15 protein-coding genes and 1 pseudogene are annotated in these 13,906 nt (G+C 64.8%); 4 read left to right on the top strand and 12 right to left on the bottom strand.

The window, feature by feature from the left end:
• Positions 1 to 4 precede the first annotated feature (4 nt).
• Together FQ775_RS09430 and FQ775_RS09435 are read right to left on the bottom strand one after the other, a co-directional pair.
• Complete coding sequence (locus FQ775_RS09430; protein WP_146297829.1) at positions 5 to 610, bottom strand: flavin reductase family protein; 606 nt, start codon at positions 608 to 610, stop codon at positions 5 to 7.
• Positions 610 to 1,200, bottom strand: a complete 591-nt coding sequence (locus tag FQ775_RS09435; protein ID WP_146297830.1) for a nitroreductase family protein — start codon at positions 1,198 to 1,200, stop codon at positions 610 to 612. The genes FQ775_RS09430 and FQ775_RS09435 overlap by 1 nt, the downstream gene beginning before the upstream one ends.
• 158 nt (positions 1,201 to 1,358) lie before the next feature.
• On the opposite strand from FQ775_RS09435, the gene FQ775_RS09440 reads away from it, so the two are divergent.
• Positions 1,359 to 2,306: an RgsD C-terminal domain-containing protein gene (locus FQ775_RS09440; protein WP_246730315.1), complete on the top strand. Its 948-nt coding sequence runs from the start codon at positions 1,359 to 1,361 to the stop codon at positions 2,304 to 2,306.
• A 37-nt stretch (positions 2,307 to 2,343) separates the two neighbouring features.
• On the opposite strand, the gene FQ775_RS09445 is transcribed toward FQ775_RS09440, so the two are convergent.
• From FQ775_RS09445 to FQ775_RS09475, 7 genes and pseudogenes are all read right to left on the bottom strand, one after another.
• The gene (locus tag FQ775_RS09445; protein ID WP_432420067.1) at positions 2,344 to 3,276 is read right to left on the bottom strand and encodes a lysophospholipid acyltransferase family protein; all 933 of its coding nucleotides are present in this window, start codon (positions 3,274 to 3,276) and stop codon (positions 2,344 to 2,346) included.
• Positions 3,277 to 3,355: 79 nt separating this feature from the next.
• Entirely contained in the window at positions 3,356 to 5,332 is a 1,977-nt protein-coding gene (gene thrS, locus FQ775_RS09450; protein WP_146297833.1) for a threonine--tRNA ligase, read from the bottom strand.
• A 184-nt stretch (positions 5,333 to 5,516) separates the two neighbouring features.
• Entirely contained in the window at positions 5,517 to 5,693 is a 177-nt protein-coding gene (locus FQ775_RS09455) for a YegP family protein (RefSeq protein ID WP_146297834.1), read from the bottom strand.
• Positions 5,694 to 5,836: 143 nt separating this feature from the next.
• On the bottom strand, positions 5,837 to 6,172 hold the full coding sequence (gene yidD, locus FQ775_RS09460; protein ID WP_146297835.1) for a membrane protein insertion efficiency factor YidD: 336 nt from the start codon (positions 6,170 to 6,172) through the stop codon (positions 5,837 to 5,839).
• A pseudogene (locus FQ775_RS09465) lies at positions 6,165 to 6,449 on the bottom strand (HepT-like ribonuclease domain-containing protein); the annotation flags it as partial. The pseudogene FQ775_RS09465 and the gene yidD, both read right to left, overlap by 8 nt.
• A gap of 86 nt (positions 6,450 to 6,535) precedes the next feature.
• Positions 6,536 to 6,679 (bottom strand): nucleotidyltransferase family protein, encoded by a 144-nt coding sequence (locus tag FQ775_RS09470; protein ID WP_206064858.1) that lies wholly within the window; start codon positions 6,677 to 6,679, stop codon positions 6,536 to 6,538.
• 9 nt (positions 6,680 to 6,688) lie between these two features.
• Complete coding sequence (locus FQ775_RS09475; protein ID WP_146301795.1) at positions 6,689 to 7,135, bottom strand: iron-sulfur cluster assembly scaffold protein; 447 nt, start codon at positions 7,133 to 7,135, stop codon at positions 6,689 to 6,691.
• A gap of 240 nt (positions 7,136 to 7,375) precedes the next feature.
• Here FQ775_RS09475 and folE point away from each other — a divergent pair, with 240 nt between their 5' ends.
• The 3 genes from folE to FQ775_RS09490 all read left to right on the top strand — a co-directional run bounded on the left by folE (position 7,376) and on the right by FQ775_RS09490 (position 9,556).
• Positions 7,376 to 8,005 carry a GTP cyclohydrolase I FolE gene (gene folE / locus FQ775_RS09480; RefSeq protein ID WP_146297837.1) on the top strand — a complete coding sequence of 210 codons (630 nt, stop codon included), beginning with the start codon at positions 7,376 to 7,378 and terminating at the stop codon, positions 8,003 to 8,005.
• A gap of 34 nt (positions 8,006 to 8,039) precedes the next feature.
• Complete coding sequence (gene hisI / locus FQ775_RS09485; RefSeq protein ID WP_146297838.1) at positions 8,040 to 8,504, top strand: phosphoribosyl-AMP cyclohydrolase; 465 nt, start codon at positions 8,040 to 8,042, stop codon at positions 8,502 to 8,504.
• A gap of 80 nt (positions 8,505 to 8,584) precedes the next feature.
• Positions 8,585 to 9,556 (top strand): patatin family protein, encoded by a 972-nt coding sequence (locus FQ775_RS09490; protein WP_146297839.1) that lies wholly within the window; start codon positions 8,585 to 8,587, stop codon positions 9,554 to 9,556.
• Between the two features lie 24 nt (positions 9,557 to 9,580).
• Here FQ775_RS09490 and recJ read toward each other — a convergent pair whose 3' ends face one another.
• The 3 genes from recJ to FQ775_RS09505 form a co-directional block, all read right to left on the bottom strand.
• Complete coding sequence (gene recJ / locus FQ775_RS09495; protein ID WP_146301796.1) at positions 9,581 to 11,365, bottom strand: single-stranded-DNA-specific exonuclease RecJ; 1,785 nt, start codon at positions 11,363 to 11,365, stop codon at positions 9,581 to 9,583.
• A 75-nt stretch (positions 11,366 to 11,440) separates the two neighbouring features.
• Entirely contained in the window at positions 11,441 to 12,418 is a 978-nt protein-coding gene (glpX, locus tag FQ775_RS09500) for a class II fructose-bisphosphatase (protein ID WP_146297840.1), read from the bottom strand.
• A 148-nt stretch (positions 12,419 to 12,566) separates the two neighbouring features.
• Entirely contained in the window at positions 12,567 to 13,880 is a 1,314-nt protein-coding gene (locus FQ775_RS09505; protein WP_146297841.1) for a homoserine dehydrogenase, read from the bottom strand.
• Positions 13,881 to 13,906: the final 26 nt, after the last annotated feature.

The following is a 13,906-nucleotide window of genomic DNA, read 5'->3' on the forward strand; positions in this document are numbered from 1 at the left end:
GCGGTCAGTCCTGCCACCTCGGCCGGCGCATCGCAAAGGTTTCCAGCACCTGCGCGTAGTCCATGTAACCGAGGCGGGCGATCGTGCCGGCCTTGACGATGTCGAACAGACCATCGGTGAGGAAGGCATCGTCGATATGGACGCCGACCACCTCGCCGAAAACGACATGGACTCCACCCGGACGCCCTGCCAGGCCCTTGGGCTGGATGATCTCGGTGACCTTGCATTCCAGAGCCGCCGGCGCCTCGGCCACGCGCGGCACGGAGACGATGCGCGACGGCGCCGACGTCAGCCCTGCGTAGCCAAACTCGCTGGTGCCGCGCGGCGCGTCGACGGCGCTTGCGTTCATCTTTTCGGCAAGCGCTCGGGTGGCAAGGTTGGCGACGAACTCGCCCGTCTCGCCGGCGAAGGTGGCGCTGTCCTTGGCGCCCTCCGAGGAAAACAGCACCAGATGCGGATGTGTGGAGATCGCGTTGAAAAACGAATACGGCGCAAGGTTGAGTTCGCCGGCCGCATTGCGGCTCGATATCCAGCCGATCGGCCGCGGCGCCACGATGGCCTTGAAGGGGTCATGCGGCAGGCCGTGCCCGTCCTCAGGCTGATAGAACATCAGCTGTTCTCCCGCCACGGTCCGCGATACTCCGACAGCAACGCAGCGGGGTCGGGGCGCGGGCGCTCGGCGACGTCGCCGGAATGACGTCCGATATGAACAAAGCCGACCACGCGCTCCTCCGGCGCCAGGCCGAGAATTTCGCGCCCCTTTGCGGTGTCGGAATACCAGTTGGTGATCATGTTGGCGCCATAGCCAAGCGCGTGCGCGGCGTGGATCAGGTTCATCGCCGCCATGCCGCCCGAAAGCAGCATCTCCCATTGCGGAATCTTCGGGTTGGGCTTCGGCGCCGAGACGACCCCGATGACGAGCGGCGCCCGCGAGAAGCGGGTGCGTTCCTGTTCGCGGCGCGCCTCGGTCAGCGGTCCCTCGCGTTCTTCGGCGAGCGCGGCCAGCAACTCGCCGATGTTTTGGCGGGCGTCGCCGCGGTAAAGGATGAAACGCCACGGCGCCAGGCGGCCATGGTCGGGAACCCTTGTCGCGGCGGCAAGCATGGTACCGATCTCGGCATCGGTCGGCCCCGGTTCGGCAAGTTCGGCAATGGGGGGAGATTTGCGCGTCAACAGATGGTCGATGATCGGCGAACTCAAGGGCTCATCTTCCTTGTCGGTCGTTTGCGGCCGGATGCGGCCCTGAGGGAGGACCGGCGCAGCGCCGGACCCGAGGTGCGGCCTTGAAATTGCCATTCGCATGGGTTTGATGGCAAGGGAAGCAAGAAGGGGTATCCGCACTGTTCAAGCGATTTGTCGTGATCGCCAGCGTGTTGCTGGCAGGGGTACTTGCCGCCGCAGCACAGGAATTGGCCGATCCCAGCCTGAAACTGAGCCTGCCCGGCCTCACCGGCTATGCGCCACCGACATCGGACCAGCCTCTTGCCGGTGGCTTCGGCGGCCAGGTCACCTTGGCAGCGAAGCTGGTTGCCGAGGCGCCCGACGTGTCGCGCGGCATGGTGTGGCGCGTGTTCAAGCCCGAGCCCGGCCCGGACGGCAAGCTGCCCTTGGTAGCCCAGGCACAGGGCGGCACCAGTGCCTTCACCCTGGAACCCGGCAGCTATCTGGTGCACGCCGCCTTCGGGCGGGCCGGCGCGACCAAGCGTATCTCCGTCGACGGAGCGGGGCAGACCGAAACCTTCATCCTCGAGGCCGGTGGCCTGAAGCTCGATGCGGTCTTGTCGGGCGGCAAACCGATCCCGCCGGGAAAGCTGCGCTTTTCCATTTACGAGGCCGCGGAAGACCCGGATGGCGACCGCGCGCTGATCATTCCCGATGTCAGCCCGAACACGGTCGTCCGGCTCAATGCCGGCACCTATCATGTCGTTTCCCACTACGGCTCGGTCAACGCGGTGATCCGCGCCGATATCCGGGTCGAGGCCGGCCGGCTGACCGAGGCAACGGTGGAACACCGGGCAGCGCAGCTGACGCTCAAGCTGGTCCGAGAGCCCAATGGCGAAGGTATCGCCGACACCCAGTGGTCGATCCTGACCGGGTCGGGCGATCTGGTGCGCGAGAATGTCGGCGCCTTCGCCTCGATGGTGCTGGCGGAGGGCGACTACACCGCTATCGCGCGCAACCGCGAGCGCAACTACGAGCACGACTTCACCGTTGTCGCCGGCCAGAACGGCGACGTCGAGGTGCTCACGACCAAGGACCTCATCGAGATACCCGCCGAGGGGGCGGACGCCGACGTAATCGACTGACCGTCGGACCCGTCGTACGTCCTGCTTGCTCGGACCGTCAGTGCATGTGCTGGCTGGCGCGCCGTGGCCAGCCACGCGCCGGATTTGCCGGTGCCAGGGCGAAGACCGAGCGGTAAAGAAACGCCAGCAATTGCTTGCGGTCGCTGATCGCTGCCATCTGCGACCACGCCAGCGGCTCACCGATGCGGACCGCGATCGTCTTGCCGGAAAGGCGTGCGAATTCGCGAATCAGCAATGATGTGCGCAGGGTGAGCGAAATGTTGCCGACGAGCCGGGCGAGCGGCCGCCGGTCGGTCGCAAGATCCATGTGGCGGCTGACGAGATGGAAAAGCGGCCCGCACTGGCCGCTGAAATGCACAGGCACGACCGTGGCACGCGCATCCTGCACGAGGCGCGCGGCGAAGATCTTCCAAGGGAGATCCTCGGCCTTGCCGTACCCTTTCGGAGCCGTCGCCACGCCGCCGGCGGGGAAGATGACGATAGTGACCCCTTCGCGCAACAGGCGCAGCGCCTCGTGGCGCGTTTCCAGGTTGCGCTTCAGCGCCTCCTTGGTCTCGGAGAAGTCAACCGGCAGCGCGTAGGGATTGATCTCCGGCACCTTGAGAAGCTCGGAATTGATCATCACCTTGAACGGGCGTCCGAGTTCTTCCGCCAGCGACAGGACCGCGACGCCGTCTCCGATCCCGAATGGATGATTGGCGACGATCACGAGCGGCACATTGTCGGGAAGCGCCGGCGGCCAAATGCCGTGGCGCTCGACACCGACACCGATCAAATCCAGCATGCGGCCGAAGATCCGCTCGCCCGACGGCACGATGTCGTGACGCCAGATGCCGTAGAGCGCGGCATAGCGTTCGCGGCCGGAAAACCCCTCCACGGAGCGGATCACCCAGCGCTTGAGGCGCGCCTGGTCGGGGTTCGCGTAGGAGAGTTCCGGAAAGGCGATCGGCTTTCGGCGGATTCGCACCAGCATGGAGCGAGCCTATGCCCATCTTTCATGACGCGTTGATGAAGGCCGCGGTGGGGTTTACGCCGCGGCCTTCCTCGCTTCAAGCGGCCGCTGCCTTGGCACGGCGCAGGTCGGGCGGCATGGCTTCCGCCGAAAGCCCAAGAATGGCGTCGCCCAGCGCCATCGACTGCTGGTCACGCGAGCCCAGGCGGCGCATGTTGACGGTCCCCTCCTCCGCCTCCCGCTTGCCGCAGACCAGGATCACCGGAACCTTGGCGAGACTGTGCTCGCGCACCTTGTAGTTGATCTTCTCGTTGCGCAGATCGGCCTCGGCCAGGAGACCTGCCGCCTTGAGCCGTCGCGTCACGTCGAGCGCATAGTCGTCGGCATCGGAAGTGATGGTGGCGACCACCACCTGCAGTGGCGCAAACCACAACGGCACATGGCCGGCATAATTCTCGATCAGGATGCCGAGAAACCGCTCCATCGAACCGCAAATCGCGCGATGCACCATCACCGGCTGCTTCTTTTCCGAATCGGCCCCGATATAGAAGGCTCCGAAGCGCTCGGGCAGGTTGAAGTCGACCTGGGTTGTGCCGCATTGCCATTCGCGGCCGATCGCGTCTTTCAGGACGTAGTCGAATTTGGGGCCGTAGAAGGCGCCGTCGCCGGGGTTGATCTCCGTGCGGATGCGGCTGTCGGATTGCTGTATCTGCTTCAGAACACCGCCCATGATCTCCTCGGCGTGATCCCAAAGCGCGTCGGAGCCGACGCGCTTTTCCGGCCTGGTGGAGAAGAAGACGGTAATCTCCTCGAAGCCGAAATCGGCATAGGTCGACAGGATCAGGTCATTGATCTTCAGGCACTCGGCGGCCAGCTGGTTCTCGGTGCAGAAGATGTGGGCATCGTCCTGCGTAAAGCCACGGACCCGCATCAGCCCGTGCAGGGCGCCCGATGGCTCGTAGCGATGGACATTGCCGAATTCGGCAAGCCGTATCGGCAGATCGCGGTAAGACTTCAGGCCATGCTTGAAGATCTGCACATGGCCCGGACAATTCATAGGCTTCAGGGCGAAGACACGGTCGTCCTCGGCCTCGTCGCCGGCAACCTGAACCTTGAACATGTTCTCGCGATACCAGCCCCAATGGCCGGAGGTCTCCCACAGGCCCTTGTCGAGCACCTGCGGCGCGTTGACCTCCTCGTAGCCTTCCTGGTCGAGGCGGCGGCGCATGTAGCCGACAAGGTTCTGGAACATCTTCCAGCCCTTGGAATGCCAGAAGACGACGCCCGGCCCCTCTTCCTGGAAATGGAACAGGTCCATCTCGCGGCCGAGGCGGCGATGGTCGCGCTTTTCGGCTTCCTCGAGCATATGAAGGTAGCGGTCCAGCTGTGCCTGATCGGCCCAGGCCGTGCCATAGATGCGGGTCAGCATCGGGTTGTTGGCATCGCCGCGCCAATAGGCGCCGGCCACCTTCATCAGTTTGAAGGCGTTGCCGATCTGGCCGGTCGATGCCATGTGCGGCCCGCGGCAGAGATCGAACCAGTCGCCCTGGAAATAGATCTTGAGTTCCTGATCGTCGGGGATCGCGTCGATCAGCTCGACCTTGTAGCTCTCGCCCTTGTCGCGAAAGACCTTCTTCGCTTTCTCCCTGTCCCAGACCTCCTTGGTGAAGGGACGGTTACGCTGGATGATCTCGCGCATCTTCTTCTCGATGACGGGGAAATCGTCCGGCGTGAAGGGCTCGTTGCGCGCGAAGTCGTAATAGAACCCGTTGTCGATCACCGGTCCGATGGTGACCTGGGTGCCGGGCCAGAGCTCCTGCACCGCTTCGGCCAATACGTGCGCGGCGTCGTGGCGGATCAGCTCGAGGGCGCGGGGGTCGTCACGGGTGACGATCTCAACTGCGCCGGAGCCGCCGAGCGGATCGGCAAGATCGCGGACCTGGCCGTCGACGGCATAGGCGACTGCCTTCTTTGCGAGCGATTTGGAGATCGATGCGGCAAGTTCGGCACCGGTCATCGCGGCGTCGTATTCTCGCTGCGAGCCATCAGGAAATTTCAGGGAAACGTGGGGCATGACATTCTCCTATCCAGTCCCGCAAACGAGCGCGGGTGGTGTGTTCTCGGAATGCCGGCAACCGTGCCGCCGGCAGGCACGCTACATATGCGCCACGCCGGCACGCGTAAAGGCCGCAGAACGACGCCGCAGCCAAAATCAGAAATCGAACGTCGGTGCGGGGCTTAGTTCCCGCCGGGCAGCGCTAGCTGTTGTCCTCGACCGGGGCTTTCGGGCCGTTCTTCTTGATCGACTCGATCGCGTTCTCGGCACTGGCCTTGGAAGTGTAGCCTTCGGTGGAGAACATGATCTCGCTGTTGTATTTGAAGCGGACGCGATATTCGCCCCTCTTGTCCTTGTAGATTTCGAACTTGTGAGCCATTTGCGGCCTCCCTCTCCATTGTCAGGACTTGCGATTCGCAAGTTGCCAGCGGAACGCGCGTGGGACAAGTGGAAGTTGGCAATGGCGCGGACTGCGCGTCGCTGGCCAGATAGTCGATCGCCGGCGCCCCCCGGCAGGGGCCATCAGCAGGACGCGTGCCGCCCCCGACCGACCCCGCGATAGCGCCACGGGGCCCACCAGCGCAGCTCCGGCGCCAGCCGAGGCGGAACGTTGTCGATGCCGTGGGTGCCGCCGGGCCCGCAACGCATGACACGGAACAGTCCGAGCCACACTCCCGCCCACAGCCCGTGGCGGGCGATCGCCTCATAGGCATATTCCGAACAGGTGGGCAAATGGCGGCAAGTATTGCCGATGAAGCCGGACAGAGTGAGTTGATAAAGCCGCACAGCGGCGGTGCCGAGAAGGCGGCCCGGCGTCCTCGGCCACGGACCCCTGTAGTTGCGGGACCGCTCAGCCATGGCTGTCGGTCAAAAGCTGCCCGATATCGGCTACCAAACGCGGCACGTAGTACGTATCCCAGAGGGTTTGCCGGTCAAAGGTATCATAGCCATGAGACAAGCGATTTCGCGTCCGGTAGGCGGCAGCGAGTTCGAGCTCTGGATAAGCGATTGCGAAGCCTCGAAAGCGCCGTAAAATCTCACCGGCTGCCTCGCCAATCGCCTCCACGCATTTGCAAGCGCCTGCTTGCCGCAGCTCGTCGACAACAAATTCGTCCCGCGAAACGCCGTCCAAGAATCGGGCAAGGCGATTGCCTCAGGCGACGATATTCTCCAGCAACGGTGCCAGCGACCGCCGGTGTCGTCCATTACATCGCGCGCCGGTCAGATTCGATCCTGACGGTCGCTGCCGGGCCGGTCCTCGCCGCGTGCCGTCGAGCCGAAAAGGCGCGGATTGGCCACGGGGTACTTGGCGATAATGGCCAGTGCCTCGTCACGGTGCCTGGCAAGAGCTTCCGAAGGACGCATGGCCCCTCCCTAGGCCGCCTCTTCGGCGCGCTTTTTCTCGATCTGCGCAATGGCGTCGACGACGGCGTCGAAGGTCAGCATGGTGGAGGCATGGCGCGCCTTGTAGTCGCGCACCGGCTCCAGGTACTTGAGATCGCTGAAGCGGCCTTCAGGCGGCGCTCCGTTTTCCTTCAGCATGCGGCGCATCGCTTCGCGGACCGCGCGCAACTCGTCAGCCCCGGCGCCAACGACGTGTTGCGCCATGATCGACGAAGAGGCCTGGCCGAGTGCACACGCCTTCACCTCGTGCGCGAAGTCAGTGACGACACCGTCTTCCATCTTGAGGTCGACGAGGACCGTTGAGCCGCAAAGCTTGCTATGCGCACGCGCGGAGGCGTCGGGTTCCGGCAGGCGACCGATGCGCGGGATATTGCCGGCAAAACCGAGAATTTTCGCATTGTAGACGTCGTCGATCATTATTTTTCGCGCCGTTGTCGGGAGTGTGACAATCCGTTTCGGATTGCCGCCTTCCCTTTGTTGTATGCGCTCATATATAATGCTTGGGTTACCGACGCAGCAAGGCATGTGCGCCGTCGCGTCGGAAAACACGATGCCGTTTTCGGGCAAGTTTCGGAAATCCGTTCCTGCAATCCCTGAAAAGGCCGTGGTCCGTTCAACTCGTTCCTCCTCAGAGAGGAACTACGGGAGACGCTTTTCATGGACGCCATTTTGAAGCCGTTCATCAACCAGCAGCAGACCGGCCCGGGCGAAAGACCGAGCAAGGCCGAGGCCGAGAACGCCGTGCGCACGCTCTTGCGCTGGATCGGCGAAAATCCCGACCGCGAAGGGCTGATCGATACGCCGGAGCGCGTCGCCAAGGCCTATCGCGAGATGTTTTCGGGCTACGAGCGCGACCCGGCCGAAGAACTCGGACGTACCTTCGAGGAGGTCGCCGGCTTCGACGACATGGTCGTGGAGCGCGACATCCATTTCCATTCGCATTGCGAACACCACATGGTGCCGATCATCGGCAAGGCGCATATCGGCTACCTTCCCGACGGCAAGGTCGTCGGCTTGTCGAAGCTCGCGCGTGTGGTCGACATCTTCGCCCAGCGCCTGCAGACGCAGGAGGCGATGACGGCGCAGATCGCCGGGTCGATCCAGGATACGCTCAATCCGCGCGGCGTCGCGGTCATGATCGAAGCCGAGCACATGTGCATGGCCATGCGCGGTATCCGCAAGCATGGAGCAACCACGCTGACCTCGACCTTCACCGGCGCCTTCAAGGACCATGTGGAGGAGCAGATGCGCTTCATGACCCTGCTTCGGGCCGGCACCAGGGGTTGAGTTCCCGCCGGTTCCCACCAGACGAAAGACCGGCATGTCTCCGACCGACTTCCCCGCCCCCTCCGCTTCCAAGGACGACCTAGAAGAAGGGGCGGTATTTTCGCCGCGCTTCGACGCCAACGGACTGGTGACCGCAGTGGTCACGGATGCGGCCGACAGCACCCTGTTGATGGTAGCGCATATGAATGCCGAAGCGCTGGCGCTGACGCTCGAGAGCGGCGTGGCGCACTACTGGTCGCGCTCGCGCGGCGCCATCTGGAAGAAGGGTGAAACCTCCGGCAACCTGCAGCATGTCGTCGAGATGAGGACCGACTGCGACCAGGACGCGGTATGGCTGAGTGTGAATGTCGCAGGCCGCGACGCAACCTGTCACACCGGACGGCGTTCATGCTTCTACCGGGTCGTGGAAATGCTGGACGGCGTCGCGAGCCTCACGACCGACGGCAGCGTGCCACGTTTCGATCCGGAAACCGTCTACGGGCCGAAGAACTCGGCCTGAATGTGGGCTGAACCACGGATTCATGGTTTCGATACCCATATGGTCTATGGTGAAGCACAGGGACGCATTGGGAGATGAAGATGCTCGAGTGGGCATCGCTTCGGACCAGGCAGGATCAGCGGGACAACCAGTCGGTTCCCCCGGACGTTGACGCGCCCGAACCTCAGCCGGAACGCAAGACGGGTATCGCGCTGGCGCTCGGCGGCGGCGCGGCGCGCGGCTGGGCCCATATCGGCGTGCTGCGCGCGCTGGACGAAGCCGGCATCCGCATCAACATGATCGCCGGAACCTCGATCGGCGCGCTGGTCGGCGGCTGCTACCTGGCCGGCAAGCTCGACGAACTCGAGGAATTCGCGCGCAGCCTGACCCGGCGGCGCATTTTCGGCCTGCTCGACCTGCATCTGGGCGGTGCCGGCCTGTTCGGCGGCATGCGGCTCACCGCGCGCATGCAGGAACACATGAACGGCGTCACCTTCGAGGACCTCGAGAAGCCGTTCGTCTGCGTTGCCTCGGAAATCCGCACCGGCCACGAAATCTGGCTGTCGAGCGGGAGCCTGATCACTGCCATGCGCGCCTCCTACGCGCTGCCCGGCGTGTTCGAGCCGGTGACGGCCAACAAGCGAGTGCTGGTCGACGGCGCTCTGGTTAACCCGGTGCCGGTGTCGGTCTGCCGCGCCTATGAGCAGCCGCTGGTCGTGGCGGTCAACCTGCACTACGACCTCTTCGGCCGCGCCGCCGTGATCAAGCACAGCGCCGGCGAACTGGTCGTTGAAAAGCCGGCCCGCCAGGCCGACGTGACCGGCACCCATCATCGCGACGCCGAGGCCCGTCTCGGCATCACCGGGGTGATGGTGGAGGCGTTCAACATCATTCAGGACCGCATCTCGCGGGCGCGCCTTGCCGGTGACCCGCCGGATATGTCCGTGCAGCCGAAACTCGGCCATATCGGGCTTACCGAGTTCCACCGCGCCGACGAGGCGATCCGGCTCGGCTACGAGGCCACCATGGCCAATCTCAACGAGTTGAAGCGCCTGCAGACCGTGCTTGGCTAGCCCCAAGCTTCGTGAGTTCTCAGACTATTCGGCGGCCGCCGCGTCGGTCAGGCGAAACTGCGCCGATTTCACGCCATTCCAGTAGTTGGCCGACAACGTACCGGCTGCGTGGATGGCACGGCCGCGATTTTCGAACAGGAAGCGCCCAAGCTCGGTCTCGGCGGCGCGAAACGCCACCGCCTGCAGGCGCCCTCCTGCCCCCGAGCGCAGGTCAAGGCGCAGGTGATTCTGTCCCACCGGGCGGACATTGGCGAGCTGGTGCCGCGGCAACGCGAAGACCGGCTGCGCGTGGCCGGCGCCATACGGGCCTGCCTTGTCGATCATGTCGAGCAGTTCGAGCGTTGCGCCCTCGGCGGCAAGGGCTGCATCGATCTTCACCGACTGCTCGTCGCGCAGCCGGAAGACGTCCTCGCCGGCACGCTCCTCGAAAAAAGCCCGGAGCGCACCGAGCCTCTCGCGTTTCACCGTGATGCCTGCCGCCATCGCATGGCCGCCGCCCTTGACGATCAGTTCGCGTGCCGCCGCCTCGCGCACCAGACGGCCGAGATCGAAACCGGCAATCGAGCGCCCCGAGCCTGTTCCCTCACCGTTTGGGTTGAACGCGACGGCAAAGACCGGGCGACGGAACTGTTCCTTCAGCCGTGCCGCGATCAACCCGACGATGCCCGGATGCCAACTCTCGCTGGCGGTGACGAGCACGGCAGGCCCCCTGCCCGCGGCAAGCTCGGCCTCCGCCTCCGCACGCGCCTCGTCCAGCATCGCGCGTTCCATCTGCTGGCGCTCCTGGTTGAGGCGGTCGAGTTGTTCGGCGATCTCACGGGCGCGGGCGGGATCGTCCTCGGCCAGCAGCCGCGACCCAAGGGCAGCGTCACCAATTCGGCCGCCGGCATTTATGCGCGGTCCGATCAGATAACCGAGATGGAAGGTGTTGGTCGGCTCGCCGATGCGCGCCACGCGCTGCAAGGCCGCAAGGCCGGGGTTCTGCTGATGACGCGCCGCGATCAGGCCCTTCACGACGAAGGCCCGGTTGACACCGGCCAGCGGCACCACGTCGCACACCGTCGCCAGCGCGACGAGGTCGAGGAAGGAAAGAAGATCGGGCAGCGGGCCGGTCCAGCCGCCGTCGCGCACGACCTTGGCCGTAGCAACGAGCGCGACAAAGGTGACGCCAGCCGCGCAAAGATGCCCCTGCCCAGAAAGATCATCATCGCGATTGGGATTGACGACGGCTATAGCGGCGGGAAGCGGGCCGCCGACCTGGTGGTGATCGAGCACGACGACATCGGCACCGGCCTCGTTGGCGGCGTCGATCGAGGGAGAGCTGTTTGTGCCGCAGTCGACGGTGACGATCAGCGAAGCCCCACGCCCGATCAGTTCGCGCATAGCATCGGGGTTCGGGCCGTAACCCTCGAAGACGCGATCGGGAATGTAGATTTCGGTCTCTACCCCGAAATGGCGCAGGAAGCGTTTCAAGAGCGCCGAAGCGGCGGCACCGTCGACATCGTAATCGCCGAAGATCGCCACCCGCTCGCGCCGGCGAATGGCTTCCGCCAATCGTGCAGCGGCCTTCGCCATGTCGGTGAGCGAGGCCGGGTCGGGCAAGAGATCGCGAATGGTCGGGTCGAGAAACTGTCGCGTCGCCTCGGCACCGATGCCGCGGCCCGCGAGTACACGGGCCACGATGTCGGGCACGCCGTGAGTTTGCGCGATCGTCAGCGCATCGTTTTCCGCACGCTCGCTGAGGCGGTGAACCCAGGCGAGCCCGGTCGCCGAGCGCTTCACGTCGAGAAAAAACCGCGCCTCAGACATGGCCATCATGGCGAATCATGGCGCCAAGCCTATGCGTGGGCCATGGGCCACCGCAAAGAGCATGTGCGGACGGGATCAGAACTTGTCCAGGTCCTGGTGCCGTGCCTTGATCTCGCGCACCGTGCGCGAGGAGGAACGCATGACGATGGTGTGCGTCTGGATGAAATCGCGCGCGAACTTCACGCCAGCCAGCAGATTGCCGTCGGTGACGCCGGTGGCGGCGAAAAGCACGTCGCCGCGCGCCATCTCGTCCATCTGGTAGACCTTTTCCGGGTCGTCAATGCCCATCTTCTTGGCACGGGCGACCTTCTCGTCGGTGTTGAGTTGAAGGCGGCCCTGCATCTGTCCGCCGATGCAACGCAGCGCCGCGGCGGCCAGCACGCCCTCGGGCGCGCCGCCGATGCCCATATAGATGTCGATGCCGGTCTCGTCGGGGTCGGTGGTGTGGATGACGCCGGCCACGTCACCGTCGCCGATCAGCCGAATGGCCGCGCCGGTGGCCCGAACTTCCTCGATGAGGCGGGCATGACGCGGCCGATCGAGGATACAAGCGGTGATCTCGCCGACCGGCACACCCTTGGCCTTGGCAAGCTTTTCGAGATTTTGCGCGGCCGGCGCATCGATGTCGATGGTGCCGGCCGGATAACCCGGACCGATGGCGATCTTGTCCATGTAGACATCCGGCGCGTAGAGCAGGCTGCCCTTTTCGGCGATCGCGATGACGGCCAGCGAGTTGGGCAGATTCTTGGCGCAGATCGTCGTGCCTTCGAGTGGGTCGAGCGCGATGTCGACGGCCGGGCCCTCGCCAGTGCCGACCTCCTCGCCGATATAAAGCATCGGCGCCTCGTCGCGCTCGCCCTCGCCGATCACCACGGTGCCGTTGATTGGCAGGCGGTTGAGTTCGGAGCGCATGGCGTCGACGGCGACCTGGTCGGCAGCCTTTTCGTCGCCGCGCCCGCGCAGCCTAGCGGCGGCCACCGCGGCGCGCTCGGTAACGCGCACGAGTTCCAGGGTGAGAATACGATCGAGACCATTGGAGGCGAATTTGGCCATGTCAGAAGTCCTGAAGGATGTCGGGCCCGGACGGGCGGCGAATAAATCGGTTGCCCCTTTTGTCAAAGAGGCCCGGCCCCGGCAAGGCGGCGGCCCCAGCTTTCCCCTACCCGCGCCCTGTAACAATCGATTGAAAAATTTCGGCGGGCTATTCGGCCCGCTCGATGCGGATCACCTGTGGCTTGTCGGTCAAATGGCCGTCCCTGGTAATGCCGTCGACGGCCTTGCGCACCGCTGCCTCGGTCGTTTCGTGCGTGACCAGGATCACGGTCTTGCGGTCGGCACCGTTGTCGCCATTGGCGTGCTGCACGATCGACTCCAGCGAGATGTCGTTGTCGGCCATCCGGCGCGCGATCGCCGCGAACACACCGGCGCGATCGACGACGGTCAGCCGGATGAAATAGCCGCCGGCGTGTGCGCGCATGCGGGCGCGCTTGTAGGACGCAAGCTCGCGCGCCGGACGGCCGAACACCGGCCCGTGCTGGAAGCCGGGCCGCGACTTGGCGATATCGGCGATGTCGCCGATGACGGCCGAGGCGGTTGCGTTGCCGCCGGCGCCGGGACCGGACATCAGAAGTTCGCCGAGGATATCGGTCTCGATCGCAACCGCATTGGTGACGCCGTGCACCTGCGCGATGACAGAGGCGGTCGGCACCATGGTCGGATGGACACGCTGCTCGATGCCGCTTTCGGTGCGCTGCGCCACGCCGAGCAGCTTGATGCGATAGCCGAGTTCGCCGGCGGCGCGGATATCGGCCTGGGTGATGTTGGAGATGCCTTCCATGTAGATGTCGCCGGCGGCGATCCTGGTGCCGAAAGCGAGGCTGGTCAGGATGGCAAGCTTGTGCGCGGTGTCGTGCCCCTCGATGTCGAAAGTCGGATCGGCCTCGGCATAACCGAGCCGCTGCGCGTCGGCGAGGCAGTCGGCGAACGAGATGCCCTCCTCCTCCATCCGGGTCAGGATATAGTTGCAGGTTCCGTTGAGGATGCCGAAAACGCGGCTGATGGTGTTGCCGGCCATCGCCTCGCGCATGGTCTTGATGACCGGAATGCCACCGGCGACTGCCGCCTCGTAGTTCAGGAGCACGCCCCGCTTCTCGGCCGCCTCGGCTAGCGATACGCCGTGCGCAGCAAGCAGCGCCTTGTTGGCGGTGACGACGTGGCGGCCGGCCTCGAGGGCAGCCTTCACGCAGGCCCTGGCGATACCGTCCTCGCCGCCGATCAGTTCAACGAAAACATCAATTTCGGCCTTCTTCGCCAGCGCGACGGGATCATCGTACCAGTCGATGCCACCAAGGGTGATGCCGCGGTCGCGTGTCTTGTCCCGGGCCGAGACGGCGGCCACGGTGATGTCGCGCCCGCATTGCCGCGTCAGTTCCCCGGCCTTCTCGGAAAGCACGCGGACCACGGAAGCGCCGACGGTACCCAGGCCGGCAATTCCGACACGCAATGCTTCGCCCATGGCTGGAAGCCTTTCCTTCGCTGAAG

Origin of the sequence: Nitratireductor mangrovi, assembly GCF_007922615.2 — a bacterium.
Taxonomy (GTDB): Bacteria; Pseudomonadota; Alphaproteobacteria; order Rhizobiales; family Rhizobiaceae; genus Mangrovimarina; species Mangrovimarina mangrovi.

What these genes read in the sequence shown, in the direction of transcription:
- hisI (WP_146297838.1), top strand. Translation starts at nt 8,040, where the DNA reads ATGTCTCCGACCGACTTCCCCGCCCCCTCCGCTTCCAAGGACGACCTA.
- FQ775_RS09470 (WP_206064858.1), bottom strand. Translation starts at nt 6,679, where the DNA reads ATGCGTCCTTCGGAAGCTCTTGCCAGGCACCGTGACGAGGCACTGGCC.
- FQ775_RS09475 (WP_146301795.1), bottom strand. Translation starts at nt 7,135, where the DNA reads ATGATCGACGACGTCTACAATGCGAAAATTCTCGGTTTTGCCGGCAAT.
- FQ775_RS09490 (WP_146297839.1), top strand. Translation starts at nt 8,585, where the DNA reads ATGCTCGAGTGGGCATCGCTTCGGACCAGGCAGGATCAGCGGGACAAC.
- FQ775_RS09430 (WP_146297829.1), bottom strand. Translation starts at nt 610, where the DNA reads ATGTTCTATCAGCCTGAGGACGGGCACGGCCTGCCGCATGACCCCTTC.
- yidD (WP_146297835.1), bottom strand. Translation starts at nt 6,172, where the DNA reads ATGGCTGAGCGGTCCCGCAACTACAGGGGTCCGTGGCCGAGGACGCCG.
- folE (WP_146297837.1), top strand. Translation starts at nt 7,376, where the DNA reads ATGGACGCCATTTTGAAGCCGTTCATCAACCAGCAGCAGACCGGCCCG.
- glpX (WP_146297840.1), bottom strand. Translation starts at nt 12,418, where the DNA reads ATGGCCAAATTCGCCTCCAATGGTCTCGATCGTATTCTCACCCTGGAA.
- FQ775_RS09455 (WP_146297834.1), bottom strand. Translation starts at nt 5,693, where the DNA reads ATGGCTCACAAGTTCGAAATCTACAAGGACAAGAGGGGCGAATATCGC.
- recJ (WP_146301796.1), bottom strand. Translation starts at nt 11,365, where the DNA reads ATGTCTGAGGCGCGGTTTTTTCTCGACGTGAAGCGCTCGGCGACCGGG.
- thrS (WP_146297833.1), bottom strand. Translation starts at nt 5,332, where the DNA reads ATGCCCCACGTTTCCCTGAAATTTCCTGATGGCTCGCAGCGAGAATAC.
- FQ775_RS09505 (WP_146297841.1), bottom strand. Translation starts at nt 13,880, where the DNA reads ATGGGCGAAGCATTGCGTGTCGGAATTGCCGGCCTGGGTACCGTCGGC.